The sequence below is a fragment of the Flavobacterium odoriferum genome (assembly GCF_025499515.1).
GTDB lineage: Bacteria > Bacteroidota > Bacteroidia > Flavobacteriales > Flavobacteriaceae > Flavobacterium > Flavobacterium odoriferum.
The window spans coordinates 1-19,598 of the sequence record NZ_JAMKFA010000017.1; the positions used below are offsets into that span (position 1 = coordinate 1).

The window sequence follows — 19,598 nt, forward strand, 5'->3', positions numbered from 1 at the left end:
CTTTTTGAGGAAAATTAGTTGTTTTTAGCTTAAATCGTTTTCGATTTTTGTCTCCAATGCATCTTGCAATTGATTTAAAAATCGGGTTTGATCCGATTTTCGGTTTTTGATATCAATGAAGCTTCTAGTGATGTTATCGCCTAAATCGATTTGAAAGGCTTTTTCAAAAACATGGGTAATCTCTTTGATGTCGGCTTGACCGTTATCGAAAACTTTAGATTCGTGTAAGGCGTATATGAGTTCTATTAAATCTACTTTTTTGGCTGTCCAATGAAGATTGGATTTGAATTGATTGTTGGAGATTGCACATGATTGATTTAAACTATCAATACGATTTTCGATGTGTAATACTAGTAATTCGAAAGCAATTACTTCAGCCAACAAATAATCATGTGATGTACATAATTTAGCATCATGAATAATCACGGAACAATCATTTAAAAATATGTCTTTGTACTTTTTCCTAGAAAAATACAATTCATCAAAATGAGTTGAGTGACTTTTTATGTATTTGATAAATTCTCTATTTTTCCTGTAAAAATGGTTGATTGCATCCAGCTTTTTCTCAAAGTGTTTTATCCTTTTGCTTTTGTCTAATGGAAGAGATGCCACTAAAGAAAGAATTTCTTTGTAAAAAATAAGTTTAGCTACAATATTGGGTTTAATTTCTTTGAAGAATTTGATTTCCTCTTGGATGGTTTCGAAGACATGATGTTTAAGCCAGTCTGTTAACTGCTTTAAAATGTCTTCAATGAAAATAATAATCTTTTTTGCTTTTTCTATTTCATCGGAATAGGTGTTAAGGATTAAACTTAATTCGTTTTCAAAATCTAATAGGGAGTTGTTTTTTATAGCTGTTATCATAAAAAAAATAGATTTTAGTTTGTCAAATTAAACTAAAATCTATTAATAATATTGCAAGAATTTTGTTAAAACTATAAAAGTTTTCCTATAAAGTAAAGCTTTGATTTACAATGTTTTCCTGTTTATGCAAACTTTTTAATTTATCCTTCAAAATTAGCATATCCTCACTAATTTTCTTGTCTAAAATCTTGGCATAGTGCTGTGTGGTTTTTAGATTGGTATGTCCTAACATTTTACTTACGGTTTCGATTGGAACACCATTACTCAATGTTACGGTTGTTGCAAAAGTATGACGTGCTATGTGGAAAGTTAGTTCTTTATTGATTCCGCATACATCGGCAATTTCTTTTAAGTAAGCATTCATTTTTTGGTTAGAGAGAATAGGGAGAATACTACCTGTGTTCAAACAAACTGGATTATCAGAATATTTATCAATAATCATTTCCGCAACTGGCAATAATGGAATTTTTGAAGCTATATCTGTCTTTTGACGATTTTTAAAAATCCATTTACTACCATCAATCCCAATGCTAATATTTTCCTTTTTAAGTTGCTGCACATCCACATAGGCTAAACCTGTAAAACAACTGAAAACAAAAATGTCTCTTACAAGTTCTAATCTTGGCACCACGAATTGTTTGTTCAACATACTTTCAATTTCATGCTCGGTTAAATATTCTCTCTCTACAACTTTGAGTTTGGCTTTGTAGTTAGATAGGGGGTCTTTTTCTATCCAACCATTATCAATACAAATATTTATAATCTTACCGACACTTTTTACATATTTAATAGTCGTATTGTTGTTACACTTCAAAGTAGATCTAAGATAAAAATCAAATCCGGTCATCATTGCAAAATCTATTTTCTTAACAGGAACATCAGAAACATTATAACTATCAACAAGATACTTTTCAAAATGAGACAATGTGGTTTTGAAATTCTTCCAAGTATTATAGGAATATTCAGTTCCAATAAGTTTATCCATTTTATCGTTGTGTTCTTTAAACACCTTTACAATGGTGATTGCTTTTTCTTCTTTACCAAATAATTTATTTCGTAATGTTTCAAATGTGATTACTTCATTCTCCAGAAGTAGTTGTTTTTGAGCTTCAAACAATTTGTTGCTTAACAATGTTAGATATTCATTCACTGAACGAGCTTCTTCTGAATTTCCTTTCATTTTGCGCATTTCAGTTGACCATTTGGATTTTTCTACTTGTTTTTGTGTAGAAATTTCGAATCGTTTTCCATCTACAGTAACTCTCATGTAAATTGGAATTAGTCCTTTTGAAGTCGTTTTAGCGGACTTCAAAATAAATGTTGAAGAGATTTTTGCATTCATAGTCTGGTAACCTTTTGATTAAATAATTTACTAATTTTTTAATATTTAGTCAAGATGTTTAATGATTGAACAGCCTTATTTTATTGGGCTTTTCGTCATTTTAGGGGACCCTTTTTTGAATTTCAAAATAGGTCACCTAATTGGACACCTTGCGAATGCTATTTCTCGAACAATTTGGATGGATTGAAAATGAAAAAACCCCTTAAATCGTGTGATTTAAGGGGTTTTGTATGATTTTGCAGTTAAAATCGTACCCGGAGTGGGAATCGAACCCACACACCTAAGTACACGAGTTTGAGTCGTGCGCGTCTACCAATTCCGCCATCCGGGCAATGGAAAATGATATTTGTATCATTAAGTGGGTGCAAATGTAAAAAATATTTCTGCAATTCATAAAAAAATAGTTAAAAATATCCTTTCAGAGTTCGATTTTATTTCTAAATTTGCACCTCGTTAACACGACACAACACTAACTAACTACTAAACAATAAATTAACATGCTGTATCAAGAACCAGAAGCAAAAATTTTTGCATGTTCTCAGAGTGTGTATTTAGCCGAACAAATTGCTGAAAAGTATGGCGTTCCGCTAGGTAAGATTACGTTCTCTAAATATAGTGATGGCGAATTTCAGCCTTCTTTTGAAGAATCAATAAGAGGATTGCGCGTTTTCCTAGTTTGTTCTACATTTCCAAGTGCAGACAATTTAATGGAATTATTATTGATGATAGATGCAGCAAAAAGAGCATCTGCTAGACATATTACCGCAGTTATTCCTTACTTTGGTTGGGCAAGACAAGACAGAAAAGACAAGCCAAGAGTGCCAATTGGAGCAAAATTAGTTGCAAAACTTTTAGAAACTGCCGGAGCAACCCGAATTATGACCATGGATTTACATGCTGATCAAATTCAAGGTTTCTTTGAAAAACCAGTAGATCATTTGTTTGCTTCTACAATCTTTTTGCCTTATGTGAGAAGTTTAAATTTAGAAAATTTAACTATCGCATCTCCAGACATGGGAGGTTCTAAAAGAGCATATGCGTATTCTAAATTTTTAGAATCTGATGTTGTGGTTTGTTACAAGCAAAGAAAAAAAGCGAATGTAATTGATACAATGGAGCTAATCGGAGACGTAAAAGGCAGAAATGTTATTTTAGTTGACGATATGATTGACACCGGAGGAACATTAGCAAAAGCTGCTGATGTTATGATGGAAAAAGGAGCATTAAGCGTAAGAGCAATCTGTACACACCCAATTTTATCAGGTGAGGCATATGAAAAAATAGAAAATTCTAAATTATTAGAATTAATTGTTACCGATTCAATTCCGTTACGAAAAGAATCAAAGAAAATAAGAGTGGTAAGTTGTGCTCCATTATTTGCAGAAGTAATGCACATGGTACAAAACAACAACTCTATTAGTGGTAAATTTTTGATGTAATCAAGAACAACCAACTTAATAAGTATTTATTAATTATATATATTTTACAATGAAATCAATTACGATTAAAGGATCAGAAAGAGAAAACGTAGGTAAAAAGGCAACTAAAGCCGTACGTGATGCTGGAATGGTTCCTTGCGTTATCTACGGAGGAAATCAGCCAGTTCATTTTGTTGCAGACGAAAGAGCATTTAAAGATTTGGTTTACACTCCAAACGCACACACAGTTGTAGTTGAGTTAAACGGAACGTCTTACAATGTAATTATGCAAGACATTCAGTTTCACCCAGTTTCTGACAAAATTTTACACATTGACTTCTTCCAATTAAGTGACGATAAAGAAATCATCATGGAAGTACCAGTTAAAATTACAGGAACTTCTCCAGGTGTATTATTAGGAGGTGTTTTACGTTTAAACCAACGTCGTTTAAAAGTTAAAGCTTTACCTAAAAACTTACCTGACTTTGTTGAAGCAAGTATTTCTGAATTACAAATGGGTAACAAATTGTATGTAACTAAATTGGAAACTAACAATTTTAAATTAATGCACCCAGACAACACTGTTGTTTGTCAAGTAAGAATTTCTCGTGCTGCAATGAAAGCTGCTCAAGAAGCTGCAAAAGCAGAAAAAGGAGCAAAAAAGAAAAAATAATTTCTTTACAAACTATACAAAAGAAGCATCAGTTTTTACTGGTGCTTTTTTTATGTTTTCAACTTTCTAAACTTTGCACTACTTTTACATCATGAATTGGTTTTTAACTTTATTTAAGAAAAACAAACAAGAAGATACTATTCCAATGAAGAAATTCTTAATTGTTGGGCTTGGAAACATTGGCTCAGAATACGCAAATACACGACACAATATCGGTTTTAAAATTTTAGATTACATTGCTAATCAGGAAGGGATTTCATTTCAAACAGTGAAATTGGGTGAAGTTGCCGAACTAAAAATAAAAGGAAGAACCATATTGTTACTGAAACCAAATACCTACATGAACTTAAGTGGTAAAGCGGTAAAATATTGGTTAGAGAAGGAAAACATTGAAAAAGAAAACATGTTGGTTATTACCGATGATTTGAATTTATCTTTTGGAACTATCCGAATTAAAACCAAAGGAAGTGATGGCGGTCATAACGGACTTAAAAACATCCAATTATTATTAAACTCAACGGAATACCCACGCTTTAGATTTGGTATCAGTGATTCCTTTAAAAAAGGGCAACAAGTCAACTACGTTCTAGGTGAATGGGACACAGAAGAAAAAGAAAAATTAAAAGAACGTCTTGAGATTAGTTCAAAAATTATAAAATCGTTTGCTTTAGCCGGATTAAATAATACCATGAATGAATTTAATGGAAAATAAAAAAGGGAAGCATCTAGCTTCCCTTTTTTTGTCTTAAAGATAATTGCTTATTGAACAACAATTTTCTTAACTTCTTTTTTAGATCCATCTTGAACAGTTACAAGATAAACCCCAGCTTGAGCATTATTTAATTGTAAAGATTCATTGAATAATCCATTATTTGTATAAGATTTATTATAAATAGATCTTCCTCTCATATCGTGTACTTCAACTGAAATCTCATTTCCAGAGTTTGAATTAAACTGAATATTGAAATTACCATTATTTGGATTTGGATATATTGCAAAGTTATCTAACCCAAATGATTCTGTGCTTAAAGTTGCAGTTTCAGAACATACAGTTAATGTGTATGATGCCACACTTCCTGTGTCGTCAGCGGCCACATCTCTGATTCCTATCAACCAATTTCCATTAGGATTCAATGAATTAAATACATTTAAAGGTGTGGCTGGCACAACATTTCCAGTAATAGTTGTAGCGCAAACGATTGCTGCTCCTTGATCATTGAATGTAGCATTAATATTATCATTACTACCGCAAGATCTATTGAATACTGTTGATTGTGTTGTTGTAGCCATTGGTCCTTGAAGTATGATTATTAAATCTGAAACCCATGTGTGTGTTAAATTAACTGCCAAATTAACATCTGTAATATTAGCTGTTGTTGGTACATTTATAGAGCTTACTGTAAAACTAGTTGCTCCATCTGGTATAGTAAATCCAGTATTCATTGTGTAATTGTTACATGCTGTAGTAACTGTATAGCCAACTGCAAAAACAGGTGAAATATTAAAGAAAATATTTGCACTTGCTTTTACCATAAATCTACAATATGGTGCAGCTACACCAGCTGGTAAAGTAACAGCTTGACTTCCATCATTTGGAGTTCCAGCTAATAATAATGTCCAAGTTGCTCCATTATCAGCAGAAAAAGAGATGTCAACATTTGCTCCTCCTGCAATAGTTTGATGTCCACTTGCTCCTGTTGCTCCAGTCCATACAACAGTCTGAGTTGTTCCAACAGGGTAGCTAGTACCAGCAGCCATAGTTACTGTTAATGCTGTTTTGTTTGCAACTGTAACAACCATGTTGTCAAAGTTTGTTTGACCTTGCCCTAAGACATTGTCTCTAGCAGTTAATCTAAAGTTTAATGTTCTATTAACAGAGCTTAATGCTTCTGCAGTTACATCTAAACCTGCAGTAGTTGTACTTCCAGCTAAAATTGAGGACATTGTTGGAAAATATCTAATTGGACTTGCTGAATCTTGGTAGTTAACCCAGTTTGGTCCTGAAGCTTTAGTTGCTGAAGCTGCACTTGCAGCATCAATATTTCCTGCTACATTGTCATTTTGCTCCCAAGTGTAGGTTATGGCCCCAGCTCCACCTGCATCTGTTGCAGAACCAGTTAACATAAACGGTGTGCTTCTAGGTATTGTCCAATCTGCACCAGCATTTACAACTGGAGCCGAATGTGAAATTGCAACTGTAGTTTGACAAGATTTTGTTGCCATATTTGCCTGAACTTGAGCAATACTCGCTGAGTGAAATACATCGATAGAATGTAAATGTGTGTCATATGGGGTGATACCCGCATATCCCATAACGGTTACACCTGAACCTACTTCTTTATTAACACCAGCTCCTTCATCACTAAAAGAAAATGTGTGATTTGCTCCAAATTGATGTCCAATTTCATGAGCCACAAAATCAATATCAAAAGCATCTCCTACTGGTGCAGTACTTGTAGTGTAACCACTCCCTTTGTAAATGTCTGGTGCAATTCCATCTCCGTCAACATCTGTTATTACATTACTACATACACAACCAATACATCCCGCATTACCGTTATTTCCCACATTACCCATTAAATGCCCTACATCATAATTTGCATTACCAACAACCGTATTTAATGTGTTAGCTAATTCACTATTATAATTAGCGTCTGTTGCTCCATATGGATCTGCAACGGAACCATCATAAATAATAGTCATGTTGTTAATTAAATTCATATGTATTGCAAAATCAGTTTCAAACACACCATTAACACGAGTTAAAGTAGTGTTGATTGCTGATAATGCACTTGTTTTAGGAGTTGCTAATGCTAAAGCAGTGTGGTGATAAGTAGTGTATTCTGGAGTAACTGACATTGCTAATCTAAAGTTTAATAACTGTCCTGTACTTGAGCGAGATACACTGCTTGCTTTATCTGTTAAATCATTAATTAAAGATTCATCAACAGGTGTTGAACAAGTAAAAGGAATTTTACCTTTTACTCTTTCAGAGCTATAAACTGCATGTATTTTTCCATCTAACGAATATGGCTCCATGTATTCTGTAGGTCTGTCAGCTCTAGATATCATTGTGTTAATACCTCTCGGATTTATTGATAATCTAAGTCTTGCATATTTATCATCTATTCCTTGACCAACATAAGAACGGATTTCTGGAAATTGAGCTTGCAAAGCTGGATCAAAATTTGAAGCTTCATAAACACGAAAACGCTCTAATTTTCCTTCAGAATTAGGAAGGGAAATAATTGCACTTGTTTTATTTTCTGCAAATCTATCTGTTGCAGTGTTTAATACTTGTTTTAAAGCAGCTAAGTCTAATTGCATTAAAGTGTAATCTTGTGGAAAAGATTGTCTTTCTGCGGTTAATGCTACTTTAACATCACCCCCATTGAAGGTCTTCCATGCTTTATCTGTTTGTGAATAGCCAAAACTAATCGACAAAAAAGTAAAAACAATTAGTAGTAAAGTTTTTTTCATTTTTGGTTAAATTATTGATTAATATACAAACTTATTAAAAAAATATGAAATTCGAAACATTGTTATTTTTTTTATAAACTTTCTTAGTTTTAAGATTATAGAATTTATCTTTGTAGACATTATATATTTAATTTTGAAAACATACAATTCAATTTTTAATTTTTCTTCACAAAAGAAAACCATTCTTACCTTAGGAACTTTTGACGGAGTCCATATTGGACATCAATCTATTTTAGATAAATTAAAAAAAGCAACACATCATGGTTATTATGAATCTGTTGTGCTTACCTTTTTTCCACATCCAAGAATGGTTTTAAATCAAGATATGAGTATTAAATTACTCAATACTATTGAAGAAAAAACTAGTTTATTGGCAAATTTCGGAATCGACACTTTAATAATTCATCCGTTTGATGAAACTTTCTCAAAATTAACTGCCGAAGATTTTGTAAAAACAATTTTGGTTGAAAAATTAAATATTCACAAGATAATTATTGGTTACGACCACCGATTTGGCATCAATAGAAGTGCAAATATTCATGATTTGGTTAACTTTGGTATTAAATATAACTTTGAAGTGGAGCAAATTTCTGCCAAAGAAATTGATGATATTTCAATAAGTTCAACAAAAATTAGAAAAGCGCTATTAGAAGGAGATGTAAAAACCGCAAACAATTATTTAGGATACAAGTACTCTTTTAATGGAAAAGTTGTTGAGGGCAAAAAAAACGGAAGAGCAATTGGTTATCCGACAGCAAACATTCAGATTGCTGAAAACTACAAGTTAATTCCAAAAAATGGAGTTTATATTGTTTCGAGTAAAATAGATGAAGTTGTTTTTTATGGAATGATGAATATTGGAACAAATCCAACGCTTGGAGAAAATGAGCAAACCATAGAAATTCATTTTTTTAATTTTAATTCCGATATTTACTCAAAAGAAATCAATATTTCTGTAATCGAGTACATTCGAGAAGAACAAAAATTCGAATCGTTACTAGCTTTGAAAGCTCAACTTGACAAAGATAAAGAATTTTCGATGCAATTTTTAACCGAATATGAATCAACTCTTTTTTAAAAACATAGACAATTCTCCTCTAATAGTTTTTCGGATTTTTTTCGGATTTTTAATCTCGTGCGAAAGTTTTGGTGCAATTATCACAGGTTGGGTTAAAAGAGTTTTGATTGAACCTAAATTCACCTTTTCATTTATTGGTCTTGAATGGTTGCAACCTTTACCTGGTTATGGAATGTATTTTTATTTCATAATTATGGGATTATTTGGAATTGCAATTATGTTGGGTTATCGTTACAGAGTTGCAATAATTGGATATACCATTTTATGGGCTGGCGTATATTTTATGCAAAAAACATCATACAATAATCATTATTATTTGTTACTGATTATTAGTTTTTATATGATTTTTCTTCCTGCTAATCAATATGCTTCCCTTGATGTTAAACAGCAAAGAATACATAAACAAAACACAATGCCTTATTGGATTAGTTTGCTTTTCATTGTTCAAGTTACTATTGTTTATTTTTATGCGGCAATTGCAAAGTTTTATCCCGATTGGCTTGATGGAACATTTACAAAACTTTTACTCAGCGGTACAACTTCAAATGAATTTCTTTTGAAAATATTTTTAAACAAGTATTTTTATCTTTTCATAGCATATGCCGGAATTTTATTTGATTTACTAATTGTTCCTCTATTGTTATTCAAAAAAACAAGAACAATTGCATTAGCCGCTTCCTTATCGTTTCATCTTTTTAATGCTATTTTTCTACAAATCGGAATTTTTCCATTTTTTGCATTGAGTTTTAGTCTATTCTTTTATCCTCCTGAAAAAATTAGAAAATTATTTTTTAAAAACAAGCTTTCAATTGAAGAACCTATAGCTTACAACTATTCTAGAAAACGAATTTTTTTGTATTTTTTAATTCCTTTTTTATTCATACAGTTCATTTTGCCTTTGCGTCATCATTTAATTGAAGGAGACGTGCTGTGGACCGAAGAAGGACATCGATTGAGTTGGCGAATGATGTTACGAAAAAGAGATGGTTTTATAAATTTCAAGATAAAAAACAATGATACAGGAGAAATTACTTCATATGATTACCATAAAAATCTTTCGCCTAAACAAGCTAACACTTTAGCCTCAAAACCCGATTTTATATGGCAATATTGTCAAAGAATCAAACAAGAATATAGTGGTAAAAATATCAGTATTTTTATCGACTGTAAAAACAACATCAATAACGGCGAATTCAAAACACTAATTGATCCAAAACAAGATTTTGCAAAGGCCAAATGGAATTATTTTTGGCACAACGAATGGGTTTTATTACACTAAATTTTTAATCAATTCTTCAATTTCACGTTTTTGTTCTTCATATTTTAATCGCAACGGATTGGCTTCCTTTTCAGAACGGTCGTAATACACCATCGCTTTTTCTGCAAAAAACTTTTGATGATAAGTAGATGCTTTTGGTATCAAAGGAAATTCTTTGTGAAATAACATTTCGTAATACGCTTGCCATTCGCGCTCGTTTTTGTCTTGCATGGCAACTTCTGGTGCTTTTTGTTTTACATGCATCATTTCATGAGCCAATAAATTCAACATCAAAACCAATGGGAATTCAAACGTATTTTCTGGAATGCGTATGATTTGTTTACCTCCAATTTCTCCTTCGGCAGTCATTAAAATAAAATCGGGTTTTGCAGCTTCTCTAAATTCAAAACCAGCAAAATTAGGATGTTCTAATTTATATACTTTTAAAAGCCATAGCGCTGCCTCCTTTGTTAAGTTGTGCTTATAAAAGGTTTTAATGGTGAGTTCTATGTCTTGGAATTGCATCATTTTCAAGGTTAAAAATCAAATTCAAGAGCAAGAACAATTTGAAAATTGAACTTGCTCTTGCCCTTGAACTTTTAAAGTGTTTCTTTCAACCAACCAAAAAATTCTCTTTGCCAAACTAAAGCATTTTGAGGTTTTAGTACCCAATGGTTTTCATCTGGGAACAATAAGAATTTACTTTTGATTCCTTTTAATTGTGCGGCTTGAAAAGCTTCTTGTCCTTGTCCAATTGGCACACGGTAATCTTTTCCACCTTGAATAATTAAAATCGGAGTATTCCAATTGTTGATTAACTTAATTGGATTGAATTCGTTATAGGTTTTTTGTGCTGTAGCATTATCTTTTTCCCAATACGCGCCACCAGAATCCCAATTCGTAAAGAAAACTTCTTCCGTAGTTCCGTACATACTTTCTGTATTGAAAATACCACAGTGCGAAATGAATGTTTTGAAACGATTTTTGTGAATTCCAGCTAACTGAAACACAGAATATCCACCGTAACTCGCACCCACAGCACCTAAACGTGTTTTGTCTACGTATGATTCTTTTGCTACATCATCAATTGCAGCTAAGTAATCATCCATAACTTGTCCGCCCCAATCGCCTGAAATTTGTTCGTTCCAAGCGGTTCCGTGTCCTGGCATTCCTCTACGATTTGGTGCCACAATTACATAGCCTTGCGAAGCCATTAATTGGAAATTCCAACGGAAAGAATACGATTGTGTCAACGCACTTTGTGGTCCACCTTGGCAGTATAAAAGTGCTGGATATTTTTTAGTTTTATCAAAGTTTGGTGGTAAAATTACCCAAACCAACATTTTTTTACCATCGGTAGTTGTAACCCAACGTTTTTCTGTTTTACAAGAACTGATTTTAGCGTAAGCGTTATCATTAACTTTGGTAATTTGTTTCCAAGTTTTCTTAACTAAATCATACGAATATACTTCTGGTGCGTGATTCATATCGTTTCTAGTTACTAAAACAGAAGTTCCTGAAAAACCAATAATCGCATTTACATCAAAATCACCATCAGTAATTTGATTTACCTCAAATGAAATCTTTTTATATCCTTGAAATTCAATAAAAAATAATTGTTTTGTTCCTTTTATCGGTGCAATGAAATACACTCTTTTTCCATCTTTACTCCAAGAAAAACTGTCAACTGTTCCGTCCCAATTTGAAGTGATATTTAAATCTTGACCTTTGTGACGAACAATAATGTCGTTTTTGTCCGCTTCAAAACCATCGCGTTTCATTTGTAGCCAAGACAAATCGCCTTTAGGAGAAAAAATAGGATGCGTATCGTAACCTAAATTACTTTCGGTAAGATTTTTTGTGGTTTTTGTAGCTAAATCGTATTCGTATAAATCGGTGTTGGTGCTGGTTGCATAAGCAGTTCCGGCTTTCTTTTTGCAAACATAGATGATTTTTGTTCCATCAGGAGACCAAATGTAATCTTCATCACCACCAAAAGGTTTTTGAGGTGCATCAAACGGTTCGTTTGGCATAATGTCAATTCCAACAGCATCTTTTTTATTTTCCGAATAGAAAACGTGGTTGTGTGTTCCATCGTTCCAAGTGTCCCAATGACGGTAATCTAAACCAGTATAAACTTGAGCCGTAGTTTTTGATAGTTCTGGATAAAGGTCTTTGCCTAATAATTTTTCTACTTTTATTTCTTTCGAAAACAATAAGTTTTTTCCATCAGGAGAAACATTTTTGTCAGCTAATAACGATTTGTAATCTTCCACCAAAGTGGCAGTACCACCTTGAACTGGAATTGTATAATATTTTGAGTTTATTTTATTTTCTTCTATAGAAGGAGTTCCCACTTTGTAAACTAAAAGTTTTCCATCTTTTGAAATTCCTAATGGTGTTACTCTTCCTAATTGCCATAAGGTTTCTGGAGTTAGATTTTGCTGTGCTAATGTACTCATACTTATCATGCTGAAAATGAGAAAAATGTAATTTTTCATATCTGTTATTTTTAAAACGAAGCTAAATGTAGCAATTTTTTCAAAAAATATCCCTATTTTCACAATCTTAAAAGCAAACTTGATAATGAAAAAATTAGCACTACACTGGCAAATATTACTTGGAATGGTTTTTGGAGTTTTATTCGCTTTTATATTGATTCAATTTACATGGGGAAAAGACTTTATTGTTGATTGGGTAAAACCATTCGGAACCATTTTTATTAATTTATTAAAATTGATTGCTGTTCCCTTGATTTTAGCTTCATTAATTAAAGGAATTTCCGACTTAAAAGACATTTCGAAATTATCTAAAATGGGAGGAAGAACTATTGGTTTATATGTTTTAACAACGGTTATTGCGGTTTCTATTGGATTAGTAATTGTTAATATTATTAAACCTGGAAGCTTTATCTCTGAACAAACTAGAACCGAATTAGTTTCAAGTTATACAGCTGATGCCAATTCAAAAATTGAAGCAGCAAATAAGCAAAGTGAAGTCGGACCATTACAATCATTGATTGATATTGTTCCTGATAATATTATTAAAGCTTCTGCTGATAACGGAAATATGTTGCAGGTAATTTTCTTTGCAGTAATTTTTGGAATTGCTATGATTTTATTGCCTGAAGATAAATCTAAGCCCGTTAAAGATTTTTTCGATAGTTTCAATGAAATTATTTTGAAAATGATTGATATTATCATGTTATTTTCGCCTATTGGTGTTTTTGCATTACTAGCTGCTATTGTAGCCGAATCACCAAGTTTAGATTTATTTAAAGCACTTGGGATGTATGGCTTAACCGTAATTATAGGATTAATTTTAGTGATGTCTTTCTATTTATTTTTGGTTAAAGTATTCGCTAAGAAAAGCCCAAAATTCTTTATCAATGGAATTTCTCCAGCTCAATTATTGGCTTTTTCAACGAGTTCAAGTGCGGCAACTTTACCAGTTACTATGGAAAGAACCGTAGATAATTTAGGAGTTGATGATGAAGTAGCTAGTTTTGTTTTACCTATTGGTGCCACAATTAATATGGATGGAACCAGTTTATATCAAGCGGTTGCAGCTGTTTTTATTGCACAATCTTTTGGTATGGATTTATCTTTAGCTACTCAATTAGGAATTATTGTAACCGCAACTTTAGCTTCTATCGGAAGTGCTGCTGTTCCTGGTGCCGGAATGGTAATGTTGGTAATTGTGTTAGCACAAGCTGGAATTCCTGAAGCAGGTTTAGCTTTAATTTTCGCCATCGATCGACCTTTAGATATGTGTAGAACTACTGTAAATGTTACAGGTGATGCTGCAGTTTCTATGATTGTAGCTAAATCTGTTAATAAATTGGCATAGTTATGAACGATTTTCACTGGACCAAACTTTTTAATCCTGAATTCTACATCACCATGGAAGTAGGTGGAATTCCTATTGGGATTTACATGGTATTGTTCATTGTTTTTGCTGAAACAGGTTTGTTTGCTGGGTTTTTTCTTCCTGGCGACAGTCTTTTGTTTTTGTCAGGAATTTACAGTCGTGAATTGGTAGAAACTTTTTTCATGATTCCAAGCGATTTGTCTAATGTTACCATTTTAGCTTTATTAATTGCTACAGCGGCAACTTTAGGAAATATTTTTGGCTATTGGTTTGGTTCAAAAAGTGGCCAATTTTTATATAATAAAGAAGATAGTTTCTTTTTCAAAAAGAAGTATTTATACGAATCACAAGCATTTTTTGAAAAACATGGTGGAAAAGCTATCATTTTTGCTCGTTTTTTACCGATTGTTAGAACATTCGTTCCTATTATAGCAGGAATTGTTCACATGGAAAAAAGCAAATTTATGTTTTACAATGTGTTGAGTTCGCTTTTATGGTCGTTTCTTTTGGTTTTTGCTGGACATTATTTGTACGGATTCTTTAACGAAGAATTTGGCATCGATTTAAAGAAACACATCGAAAAAATCATTCTAATTTTAATTGCAGTAACTACATTTCCATTGATTATGAAAGCAATTAAAGCAAGAAAAAATACTGAAAACACCGAAGAATAATGCAACTCAGTTATTGGGAAATAAAAAATTGGTTTTCAAACGTAGATTTTACTATCGTGGGTAGTGGAATTGTTGGTTTGCATACCGCGTTAGCTTTGCGCGAACGATTTCCTGCTGCTAAAATTTTAATTCTCGAAAAAGGAATTTTACCTCAAGGAGCGAGTACAAAAAATGCAGGTTTTGCTTGCTTTGGAAGCATTTCGGAAATCATAGACGATTTAAAAACCCATACAGAAGAAGAAGTTATTCAACTGATTCAAAAACGATACACTGGGTTACAATTACTTCGAAAAAATCTCGGAGATGCTGTAATTGATTTAAAACCTTATGGTGGTTATGAATTGTTTTTGAAAGAAGACGAATCGTTTTATAACGAATGTATTCAAAAAATACCGTTCATTAATGATATTATCAAACCGCTTTTTAAAACGGATGTTTTTTCGAAAGAAATAGATCGATTTAATTTTGGAGGTATTTTCGAAAATTTGATTTTCAATCCATTTGAAGCGCAAATCGACACTGGGAATATGATGCAAGCGTTGCTAAAAAAAGCATATCAAAACGACATCCTTATTTTAAACAATCAAACAGTAACAAGCTTTCAAGAACTAAATGATGGTGTTGAGGTTGAAACGAATGGAATTACATTCAAAACCAATAAATTATTATACACCACAAATGGTTTTGCATCGCAATTGACCAATAATCAAGTTAAGCCGGCAAGAGCGCAAGTTTTGATTACAAAACCGATTCCGAATTTAGACATTAAAGGAACTTTTCATTTAGATAAAGGCTATTTTTATTTTAGAAATATCAACGATAGAATTCTTTTTGGTGGCGGAAGAAATTTAGATTTTGCAGGTGAAACCACAACTTCACACGATACCACAGAATTGATTCAAAATAAATTGGAAGAGTTATTAAAAACAGTAATTTTGCCTCATCAAGCGTTCGAAATTGAACATCGATGGAGCGGCACAATGGGAGTAGGAACTCATAAAAAACCAATCGTAGAACAACTTTCAAATAATGTCTACTGCGGAGTTCGCATGGGTGGAATGGGTGTTGCGATTGGCAGTTTAGTCGGACAAGAATTAGCAGATTTAGTTTAAAATATGGCAAAAAAAACTACTCCAAGTAAAAAGACTTCAGCAAAAAAACCTGCAAAAAAAAGAACCACAGGTCAAAAGATTTTACGTTTCTTTTGGTTGCTTTTTCTATGGTTTAACATCATCAGTTTTTCAGTTGTTTTGTTATTCAAATTTGTTCCAGTTCCGTTTACACCATTAATGGGAATTCGTGCTTTGGAGCATAAAAAAGAAAATAAAGAAATGACTTGTAGTCATGATTGGGTTCCAATAGACGAAATTTCTTTAAATCTTCAAAAAGCTGTAATTGCTAGTGAAGATGGTCGTTTTTTAGAACATTGGGGTTTTGATTTTGAAGCGATGCAAAAAGCATACAAAAACAATTCTAAAGGTAAAAGACTCAAAGGCGGAAGCACCATTTCGCAGCAAACAGCAAAAAATGTTTTCTTATGGCAGGGAAGAAGCTATGTCCGTAAAGGCTTAGAAGCATATTATACGGTTTTAATTGAACTAATTTGGGGCAAAAAACGCATCATGGAAGTCTATTTGAATAGTATAGAAATGGGTGATGGTGTTTACGGAGCAGAAGCAGCTGCAAAACATTGGTTTCGAAAAGATGCTGCCAGTTTAACACGATATGAAGCTGCCGGAATAGCCGCAATTTTACCAAATCCAAGAAAATACAAAGCTTCAAATTCTTCTTCTTACATCAATCGTAGAAAAGGGAAAATTAGCAAAGAAATTGGTTACGTGAAATTGGATTATTAAAAATACAAATTTGAAAAAAACAATATTAATCACAGGTGCTTCAAGCGGAATTGGCAAAGAAACAACGTTGTATTTTGCAAAAAATAATTGGACAGTTATAGCTACTATGATTGCAATTGATTTGGCGGATGATTTAGCAACAACTCCAAATGTGTTTTGTTATGAATTAGATGTTACATCAACTGAAAGTATTGCAAAAGCAAAAAATATGATTTTAAACCAACACAAAACAATTGATGTTGTTTTAAATAATGCCGGCTTAGGTTACAGAAGTTTTGTAGAGTTGTCTGAAGATAATAAAATTGATAACATTGTTAATGTTAATTGGTTGGGCGCTGTTAAAGTGTGTAGAGCTTTTACACCTGTTTTTAGAAAACAAAATTTCGGTCAATTCATTACTATTTCTTCGATTGCAGGTTTGGTTAATTTACCGTTAGGGGGTTTTTATCACTCCACAAAACAAGCGGTTGAAAGTTTTTCGGAATGTATGGCGTATGAACTTTTAGATTTTAATATTAGTGTTAGTACTGTTCAATTTGGAAATGCACCTACCTCTTTTCAGGCTAATGTTACAAAATGTAATGCTACTCGGATTGATTCCTATAATAAATTAATGGATAAAGTGACCGCGATTTTACATAAAAAAACAAAAAAGAACATCAATCTAACACCAATAATCACTAAAACTTTATTCCATATAGCTGAAAATCCAAAGAAAAATTTCAAACGATACACCATTGGGTTTGATGCTAATTTTATGAGTTTTATTAGACGTTTATTAGGATATAAATTATTTAATTCGTTAATTCGAAAATCGGTTTTAGGACATTTTTAATTTTTAAATCAACAAGTAATTAATAATTTAAAACGTAATACTATGAAATTAGCCATTTTAGCTTTAAGCTTTGTAATGTTAACCGCTTTTGGAACAGTAGAAAAAGTAATTTTAGGAAAAACGTTAGGTACAGAAGTTGTTGTTGGAGAAAGCTTCTCGCTTATAAACGATTCCAAAGACAAAATTTCCATCCACACCGGAACTGGTTTTGTGTCTTTGAATAAAGGTTCTAAAACGAGTATTGGATGTAATGTTGGTAAAGAAGTTCGCTGGGCAAATGAAGGTAAAAAAGGAGATGTGATCTTTAAAATTACAGCCGATATGTGCGGAAAAACATTAAAATTATCCGAGTTGATGAAATAAGACATTTCTAATTATAAGTTAAAACCGAAAGCAAAATTGTTTTCGGTTTTTTGTTTTTAGAGTAACATTTTATTTGTCTGTTCGACTAATTAATAAAAATAAAAATTATGAGAGCACACGAAATAGATTACCATATTTATGGTGAAGAAATGCAATATGTTGAAATCGAATTAGATCCGCAAGAAGTAGTTGTTGCCGAAGCTGGAAGTTTCATGATGATGGAAAACGGCATCAAAATGGAAACTATTTTTGGAGACGGAAGCCAAGAACAACAGTCTGGTATTTTCGGCAAATTACTTTCAGCAGGAAAACGAGTTTTAACTGGAGAAAGTTTATTCATGACCGCTTACCAAAATCAAGACATGGGAAAACGTAAAGTTTCTTTTGCATCTCCATATCCAGGAAAAATTGTGCCTATTGATTTGCAACAATTTGGTGGAAAATTCATTTGTCAGAAAGATTCGTTCTTATGTGCCGCAAAAGGAGTTTCTGTTGGAATTGAATTTTCTAAAAAATTAGGAACAGGTTTATTTGGTGGAGAAGGTTTCATCATGCAAAAGATAGAAGGAGATGGAATGGCTTTCGTACATTCTGGCGGAACTTTAGCTAGAAAAGAATTACAATCAGGTGAATTGCTTCGTGTTGATACCGGTTGTTTAGTTGGGTTTACAAAAGATGTAGATTATGATATTGAATTTGTAGGCGGAATTAAAAACACCATTTTTGGAGGAGAAGGTGTTTTCTTTGCAACACTTCGTGGGCCTGGAATTGTTTACATTCAGTCGTTACCATTTACACGTTTAGCAGATAGAATTATTGCATCGGCACCAAAAGCAGGAGGAAGCAGTAGAGAAGAAGGAAGTTTGCTTGGTGGCTTAGGAAGAATGCTTGATGGTGATAACCGTTTTTAATTTAACTTATTTTTATGTATTGATTTTCAATAGTTTAGATTAAAAAGCGTAAATTTATTAATCTAAACTTTGAAAGTCATGAAAAATAAAACAGTATTACAAAATGCATTTCTAATCTTTTTAGGAATCGGGTTGTTTTTCCTACTAATGGATTTTTTAGGATTGGCAAGTAAGAATTATTTACGCTCATTAAATGCTTTTATCGTTTTATATGGAATTCATAGAACCATTAAGTATAATTACGATAAAGGAAAAATGGATTATTTTGAAAATCTATTTTCAGGATTTATAACCGGAATATTAGGCGTTTTTCTGGGAATAGTTGGTTTAATTGCTTTCATCTACATAAAAGGAGGAGAATGTTACTTAACAACATTATCGGATACTTTCTTTTTTGTTGGAAAAATTAATATCATACAATATTGTGGCGTTTTATTTTTTGAAGGCGTTGCTTCGAGCTTAATAGGTGCTTTTGTGTTGATGCAATTTTATGGTGATGTGGCAATTGCCAAAAATATTAAATAGGTCTAAGTGTATTACTATACGTAATGATAAATTGAAATTTTCCTTTAGTTACTTTTTTCATTACATAAATGTATTTGTGCTTGCTTGATTTTTTTGTTGGAATTAAAATTTCTTTTTTAGAATTCATATCTTTAATTACTAAATCTTGTTGGTTGTTAAAACTTAAATAAGAAGCAATTCTATTGTTTAAATTAGTGATGGGATATTCAGAGTAAATCGTTTTTCCGTTTTGCGAAATGATGATTTTTTCTCCTTTGTACACTTGAGTCAGAAATAAAATACTTTTGTTACTGTTTTTTGCATTGGCTTCTTTCTGAACTTTTTCGATTTCTGTTTTTGAAGCACTTCTAAAATCATCACGATACACACTTTTTACGGTTGAATTACAACTTTGCAATCCAATGGAAATAATTAAAACGAATATAAAAACTAGAATTCTCATAAATAGAAA

At 32.3% G+C, this 19,598-nt stretch carries 19 protein-coding genes and 1 tRNA gene; 13 read left to right on the forward strand and 7 right to left on the reverse strand.

Translation table 11 applies throughout. The features are described from left to right. Positions 1-24 precede the first annotated feature (24 nt). The 3 genes from M9Q43_RS11630 to M9Q43_RS11640 all read right to left on the reverse strand — a co-directional run bounded on the left by M9Q43_RS11630 (position 25) and on the right by M9Q43_RS11640 (position 2,537). Positions 25-864 (reverse strand): RteC domain-containing protein, encoded by an 840-nt coding sequence (locus tag M9Q43_RS11630; RefSeq protein WP_262319063.1) that lies wholly within the window; start codon positions 862-864, stop codon positions 25-27. 85 nt (positions 865-949) lie between these two features. Further along, positions 950-2,206 (reverse strand): site-specific integrase, encoded by a 1,257-nt coding sequence (locus M9Q43_RS11635; protein ID WP_262319064.1) that lies wholly within the window; start codon positions 2,204-2,206, stop codon positions 950-952. A 251-nt stretch (positions 2,207-2,457) separates the two neighbouring features. Further along, positions 2,458-2,537, reverse strand: a tRNA-Leu gene (locus tag M9Q43_RS11640). A gap of 166 nt (positions 2,538-2,703) precedes the next feature. Here M9Q43_RS11640 and M9Q43_RS11645 point away from each other — a divergent pair. The 3 genes from M9Q43_RS11645 to pth all read left to right on the forward strand — a co-directional run bounded on the left by M9Q43_RS11645 (position 2,704) and on the right by pth (position 5,009). After that, positions 2,704-3,645 carry a ribose-phosphate pyrophosphokinase gene (locus M9Q43_RS11645; protein WP_166236887.1) on the forward strand — a complete coding sequence of 314 codons (942 nt, stop codon included), beginning with the start codon at positions 2,704-2,706 and terminating at the stop codon, positions 3,643-3,645. A gap of 49 nt (positions 3,646-3,694) precedes the next feature. Next, positions 3,695-4,297, forward strand: a complete 603-nt coding sequence (locus tag M9Q43_RS11650) for a 50S ribosomal protein L25/general stress protein Ctc (protein WP_262319065.1) — start codon at positions 3,695-3,697, stop codon at positions 4,295-4,297. Positions 4,298-4,388: 91 nt separating this feature from the next. Beyond that, positions 4,389-5,009: an aminoacyl-tRNA hydrolase gene (gene pth / locus M9Q43_RS11655; protein ID WP_262319066.1), complete on the forward strand. Its 621-nt coding sequence runs from the start codon at positions 4,389-4,391 to the stop codon at positions 5,007-5,009. A gap of 47 nt (positions 5,010-5,056) precedes the next feature. Here pth and M9Q43_RS11660 read toward each other — a convergent pair whose 3' ends face one another. Further along, the gene (locus M9Q43_RS11660; protein WP_262319067.1) at positions 5,057-7,777 is read right to left on the reverse strand and encodes a zinc-dependent metalloprotease; all 2,721 of its coding nucleotides are present in this window, start codon (positions 7,775-7,777) and stop codon (positions 5,057-5,059) included. A gap of 133 nt (positions 7,778-7,910) precedes the next feature. On the opposite strand from M9Q43_RS11660, the gene M9Q43_RS11665 reads away from it, so the two are divergent. Continuing rightward, a complete protein-coding gene (locus M9Q43_RS11665) occupies positions 7,911-8,855 on the forward strand; it encodes a bifunctional riboflavin kinase/FAD synthetase (RefSeq protein ID WP_262319068.1) in 945 nt (314 codons plus the stop codon). Continuing rightward, positions 8,836-10,134 carry an HTTM domain-containing protein gene (locus tag M9Q43_RS11670; RefSeq protein ID WP_262319069.1) on the forward strand — a complete coding sequence of 433 codons (1,299 nt, stop codon included), beginning with the start codon at positions 8,836-8,838 and terminating at the stop codon, positions 10,132-10,134. The genes M9Q43_RS11665 and M9Q43_RS11670 overlap by 20 nt, the downstream gene beginning before the upstream one ends. Here the strand turns inward: M9Q43_RS11670 and M9Q43_RS11675 are convergent. Beyond that, entirely contained in the window at positions 10,126-10,641 is a 516-nt protein-coding gene (locus M9Q43_RS11675) for a hypothetical protein (RefSeq protein WP_316044638.1), read from the reverse strand. The genes M9Q43_RS11670 and M9Q43_RS11675 overlap by 9 nt on opposite strands. 71 nt (positions 10,642-10,712) lie before the next feature. Continuing rightward, complete coding sequence (locus M9Q43_RS11680) at positions 10,713-12,614, reverse strand: S9 family peptidase (RefSeq protein ID WP_262319070.1); 1,902 nt, start codon at positions 12,612-12,614, stop codon at positions 10,713-10,715. A gap of 85 nt (positions 12,615-12,699) precedes the next feature. On the opposite strand from M9Q43_RS11680, the gene M9Q43_RS11685 reads away from it, so the two are divergent. The 8 genes from M9Q43_RS11685 (at position 12,700) to M9Q43_RS11720 (ending at position 19,147) form a co-directional block, all read left to right on the forward strand. Next, the gene (locus M9Q43_RS11685) at positions 12,700-13,962 is read left to right on the forward strand and encodes a dicarboxylate/amino acid:cation symporter (RefSeq protein WP_262319071.1); all 1,263 of its coding nucleotides are present in this window, start codon (positions 12,700-12,702) and stop codon (positions 13,960-13,962) included. Between the two features lie 2 nt (positions 13,963-13,964). Further along, positions 13,965-14,657: a DedA family protein gene (locus M9Q43_RS11690; RefSeq protein ID WP_262319072.1), complete on the forward strand. Its 693-nt coding sequence runs from the start codon at positions 13,965-13,967 to the stop codon at positions 14,655-14,657. Beyond that, a complete protein-coding gene (locus tag M9Q43_RS11695) occupies positions 14,657-15,769 on the forward strand; it encodes an NAD(P)/FAD-dependent oxidoreductase (RefSeq protein WP_262319073.1) in 1,113 nt (370 codons plus the stop codon). Before M9Q43_RS11690 ends, M9Q43_RS11695 begins: the two co-directional genes overlap by 1 nt. Positions 15,770-15,772: 3 nt before the next feature. After that, positions 15,773-16,513 (forward strand): monofunctional biosynthetic peptidoglycan transglycosylase, encoded by a 741-nt coding sequence (mtgA, locus tag M9Q43_RS11700; protein ID WP_262319074.1) that lies wholly within the window; start codon positions 15,773-15,775, stop codon positions 16,511-16,513. 10 nt (positions 16,514-16,523) lie between these two features. Beyond that, a complete protein-coding gene (locus M9Q43_RS11705) occupies positions 16,524-17,348 on the forward strand; it encodes an SDR family NAD(P)-dependent oxidoreductase (protein WP_262319075.1) in 825 nt (274 codons plus the stop codon). 42 nt (positions 17,349-17,390) lie between these two features. Further along, on the forward strand, positions 17,391-17,711 hold the full coding sequence (locus M9Q43_RS11710; RefSeq protein WP_262319076.1) for a hypothetical protein: 321 nt from the start codon (positions 17,391-17,393) through the stop codon (positions 17,709-17,711). A gap of 107 nt (positions 17,712-17,818) precedes the next feature. Continuing rightward, positions 17,819-18,622, forward strand: coding sequence for a TIGR00266 family protein (locus M9Q43_RS11715; RefSeq protein ID WP_262319077.1), 804 nt, complete (start codon positions 17,819-17,821; stop codon positions 18,620-18,622). Between the two features lie 78 nt (positions 18,623-18,700). Beyond that, positions 18,701-19,147: a hypothetical protein gene (locus M9Q43_RS11720; protein WP_262319078.1), complete on the forward strand. Its 447-nt coding sequence runs from the start codon at positions 18,701-18,703 to the stop codon at positions 19,145-19,147. Here the strand turns inward: M9Q43_RS11720 and M9Q43_RS11725 are convergent. Next, on the reverse strand, positions 19,140-19,589 hold the full coding sequence (locus M9Q43_RS11725; RefSeq protein ID WP_262319079.1) for a hypothetical protein: 450 nt from the start codon (positions 19,587-19,589) through the stop codon (positions 19,140-19,142). The genes M9Q43_RS11720 and M9Q43_RS11725 overlap by 8 nt on opposite strands. Positions 19,590-19,598 lie beyond the last annotated feature (9 nt).

Bases quoted from the DNA above. Each gene is read 5' to 3' on its own strand.
- M9Q43_RS11725 (WP_262319079.1), bottom strand. From the start codon at position 19,589: ATGAGAATTCTAGTTTTTATATTCGTTTTAATTATTTCCATTGGATTG.
- mtgA (WP_262319074.1), top strand. From the start codon at position 15,773: ATGGCAAAAAAAACTACTCCAAGTAAAAAGACTTCAGCAAAAAAACCT.
- M9Q43_RS11650 (WP_262319065.1), top strand. From the start codon at position 3,695: ATGAAATCAATTACGATTAAAGGATCAGAAAGAGAAAACGTAGGTAAA.
- M9Q43_RS11685 (WP_262319071.1), top strand. From the start codon at position 12,700: ATGAAAAAATTAGCACTACACTGGCAAATATTACTTGGAATGGTTTTT.
- M9Q43_RS11715 (WP_262319077.1), top strand. From the start codon at position 17,819: ATGAGAGCACACGAAATAGATTACCATATTTATGGTGAAGAAATGCAA.
- M9Q43_RS11690 (WP_262319072.1), top strand. From the start codon at position 13,965: ATGAACGATTTTCACTGGACCAAACTTTTTAATCCTGAATTCTACATC.
- pth (WP_262319066.1), top strand. From the start codon at position 4,389: ATGAATTGGTTTTTAACTTTATTTAAGAAAAACAAACAAGAAGATACT.
- M9Q43_RS11645 (WP_166236887.1), top strand. From the start codon at position 2,704: ATGCTGTATCAAGAACCAGAAGCAAAAATTTTTGCATGTTCTCAGAGT.
- M9Q43_RS11660 (WP_262319067.1), bottom strand. From the start codon at position 7,777: ATGAAAAAAACTTTACTACTAATTGTTTTTACTTTTTTGTCGATTAGT.
- M9Q43_RS11675 (WP_316044638.1), bottom strand. From the start codon at position 10,641: ATGATGCAATTCCAAGACATAGAACTCACCATTAAAACCTTTTATAAG.
- M9Q43_RS11630 (WP_262319063.1), bottom strand. From the start codon at position 864: ATGATAACAGCTATAAAAAACAACTCCCTATTAGATTTTGAAAACGAA.
- M9Q43_RS11670 (WP_262319069.1), top strand. From the start codon at position 8,836: ATGAATCAACTCTTTTTTAAAAACATAGACAATTCTCCTCTAATAGTT.
- M9Q43_RS11635 (WP_262319064.1), bottom strand. From the start codon at position 2,206: ATGAATGCAAAAATCTCTTCAACATTTATTTTGAAGTCCGCTAAAACG.
- M9Q43_RS11680 (WP_262319070.1), bottom strand. From the start codon at position 12,614: ATGAAAAATTACATTTTTCTCATTTTCAGCATGATAAGTATGAGTACA.
- M9Q43_RS11720 (WP_262319078.1), top strand. From the start codon at position 18,701: ATGAAAAATAAAACAGTATTACAAAATGCATTTCTAATCTTTTTAGGA.
- M9Q43_RS11710 (WP_262319076.1), top strand. From the start codon at position 17,391: ATGAAATTAGCCATTTTAGCTTTAAGCTTTGTAATGTTAACCGCTTTT.
- M9Q43_RS11695 (WP_262319073.1), top strand. From the start codon at position 14,657: ATGCAACTCAGTTATTGGGAAATAAAAAATTGGTTTTCAAACGTAGAT.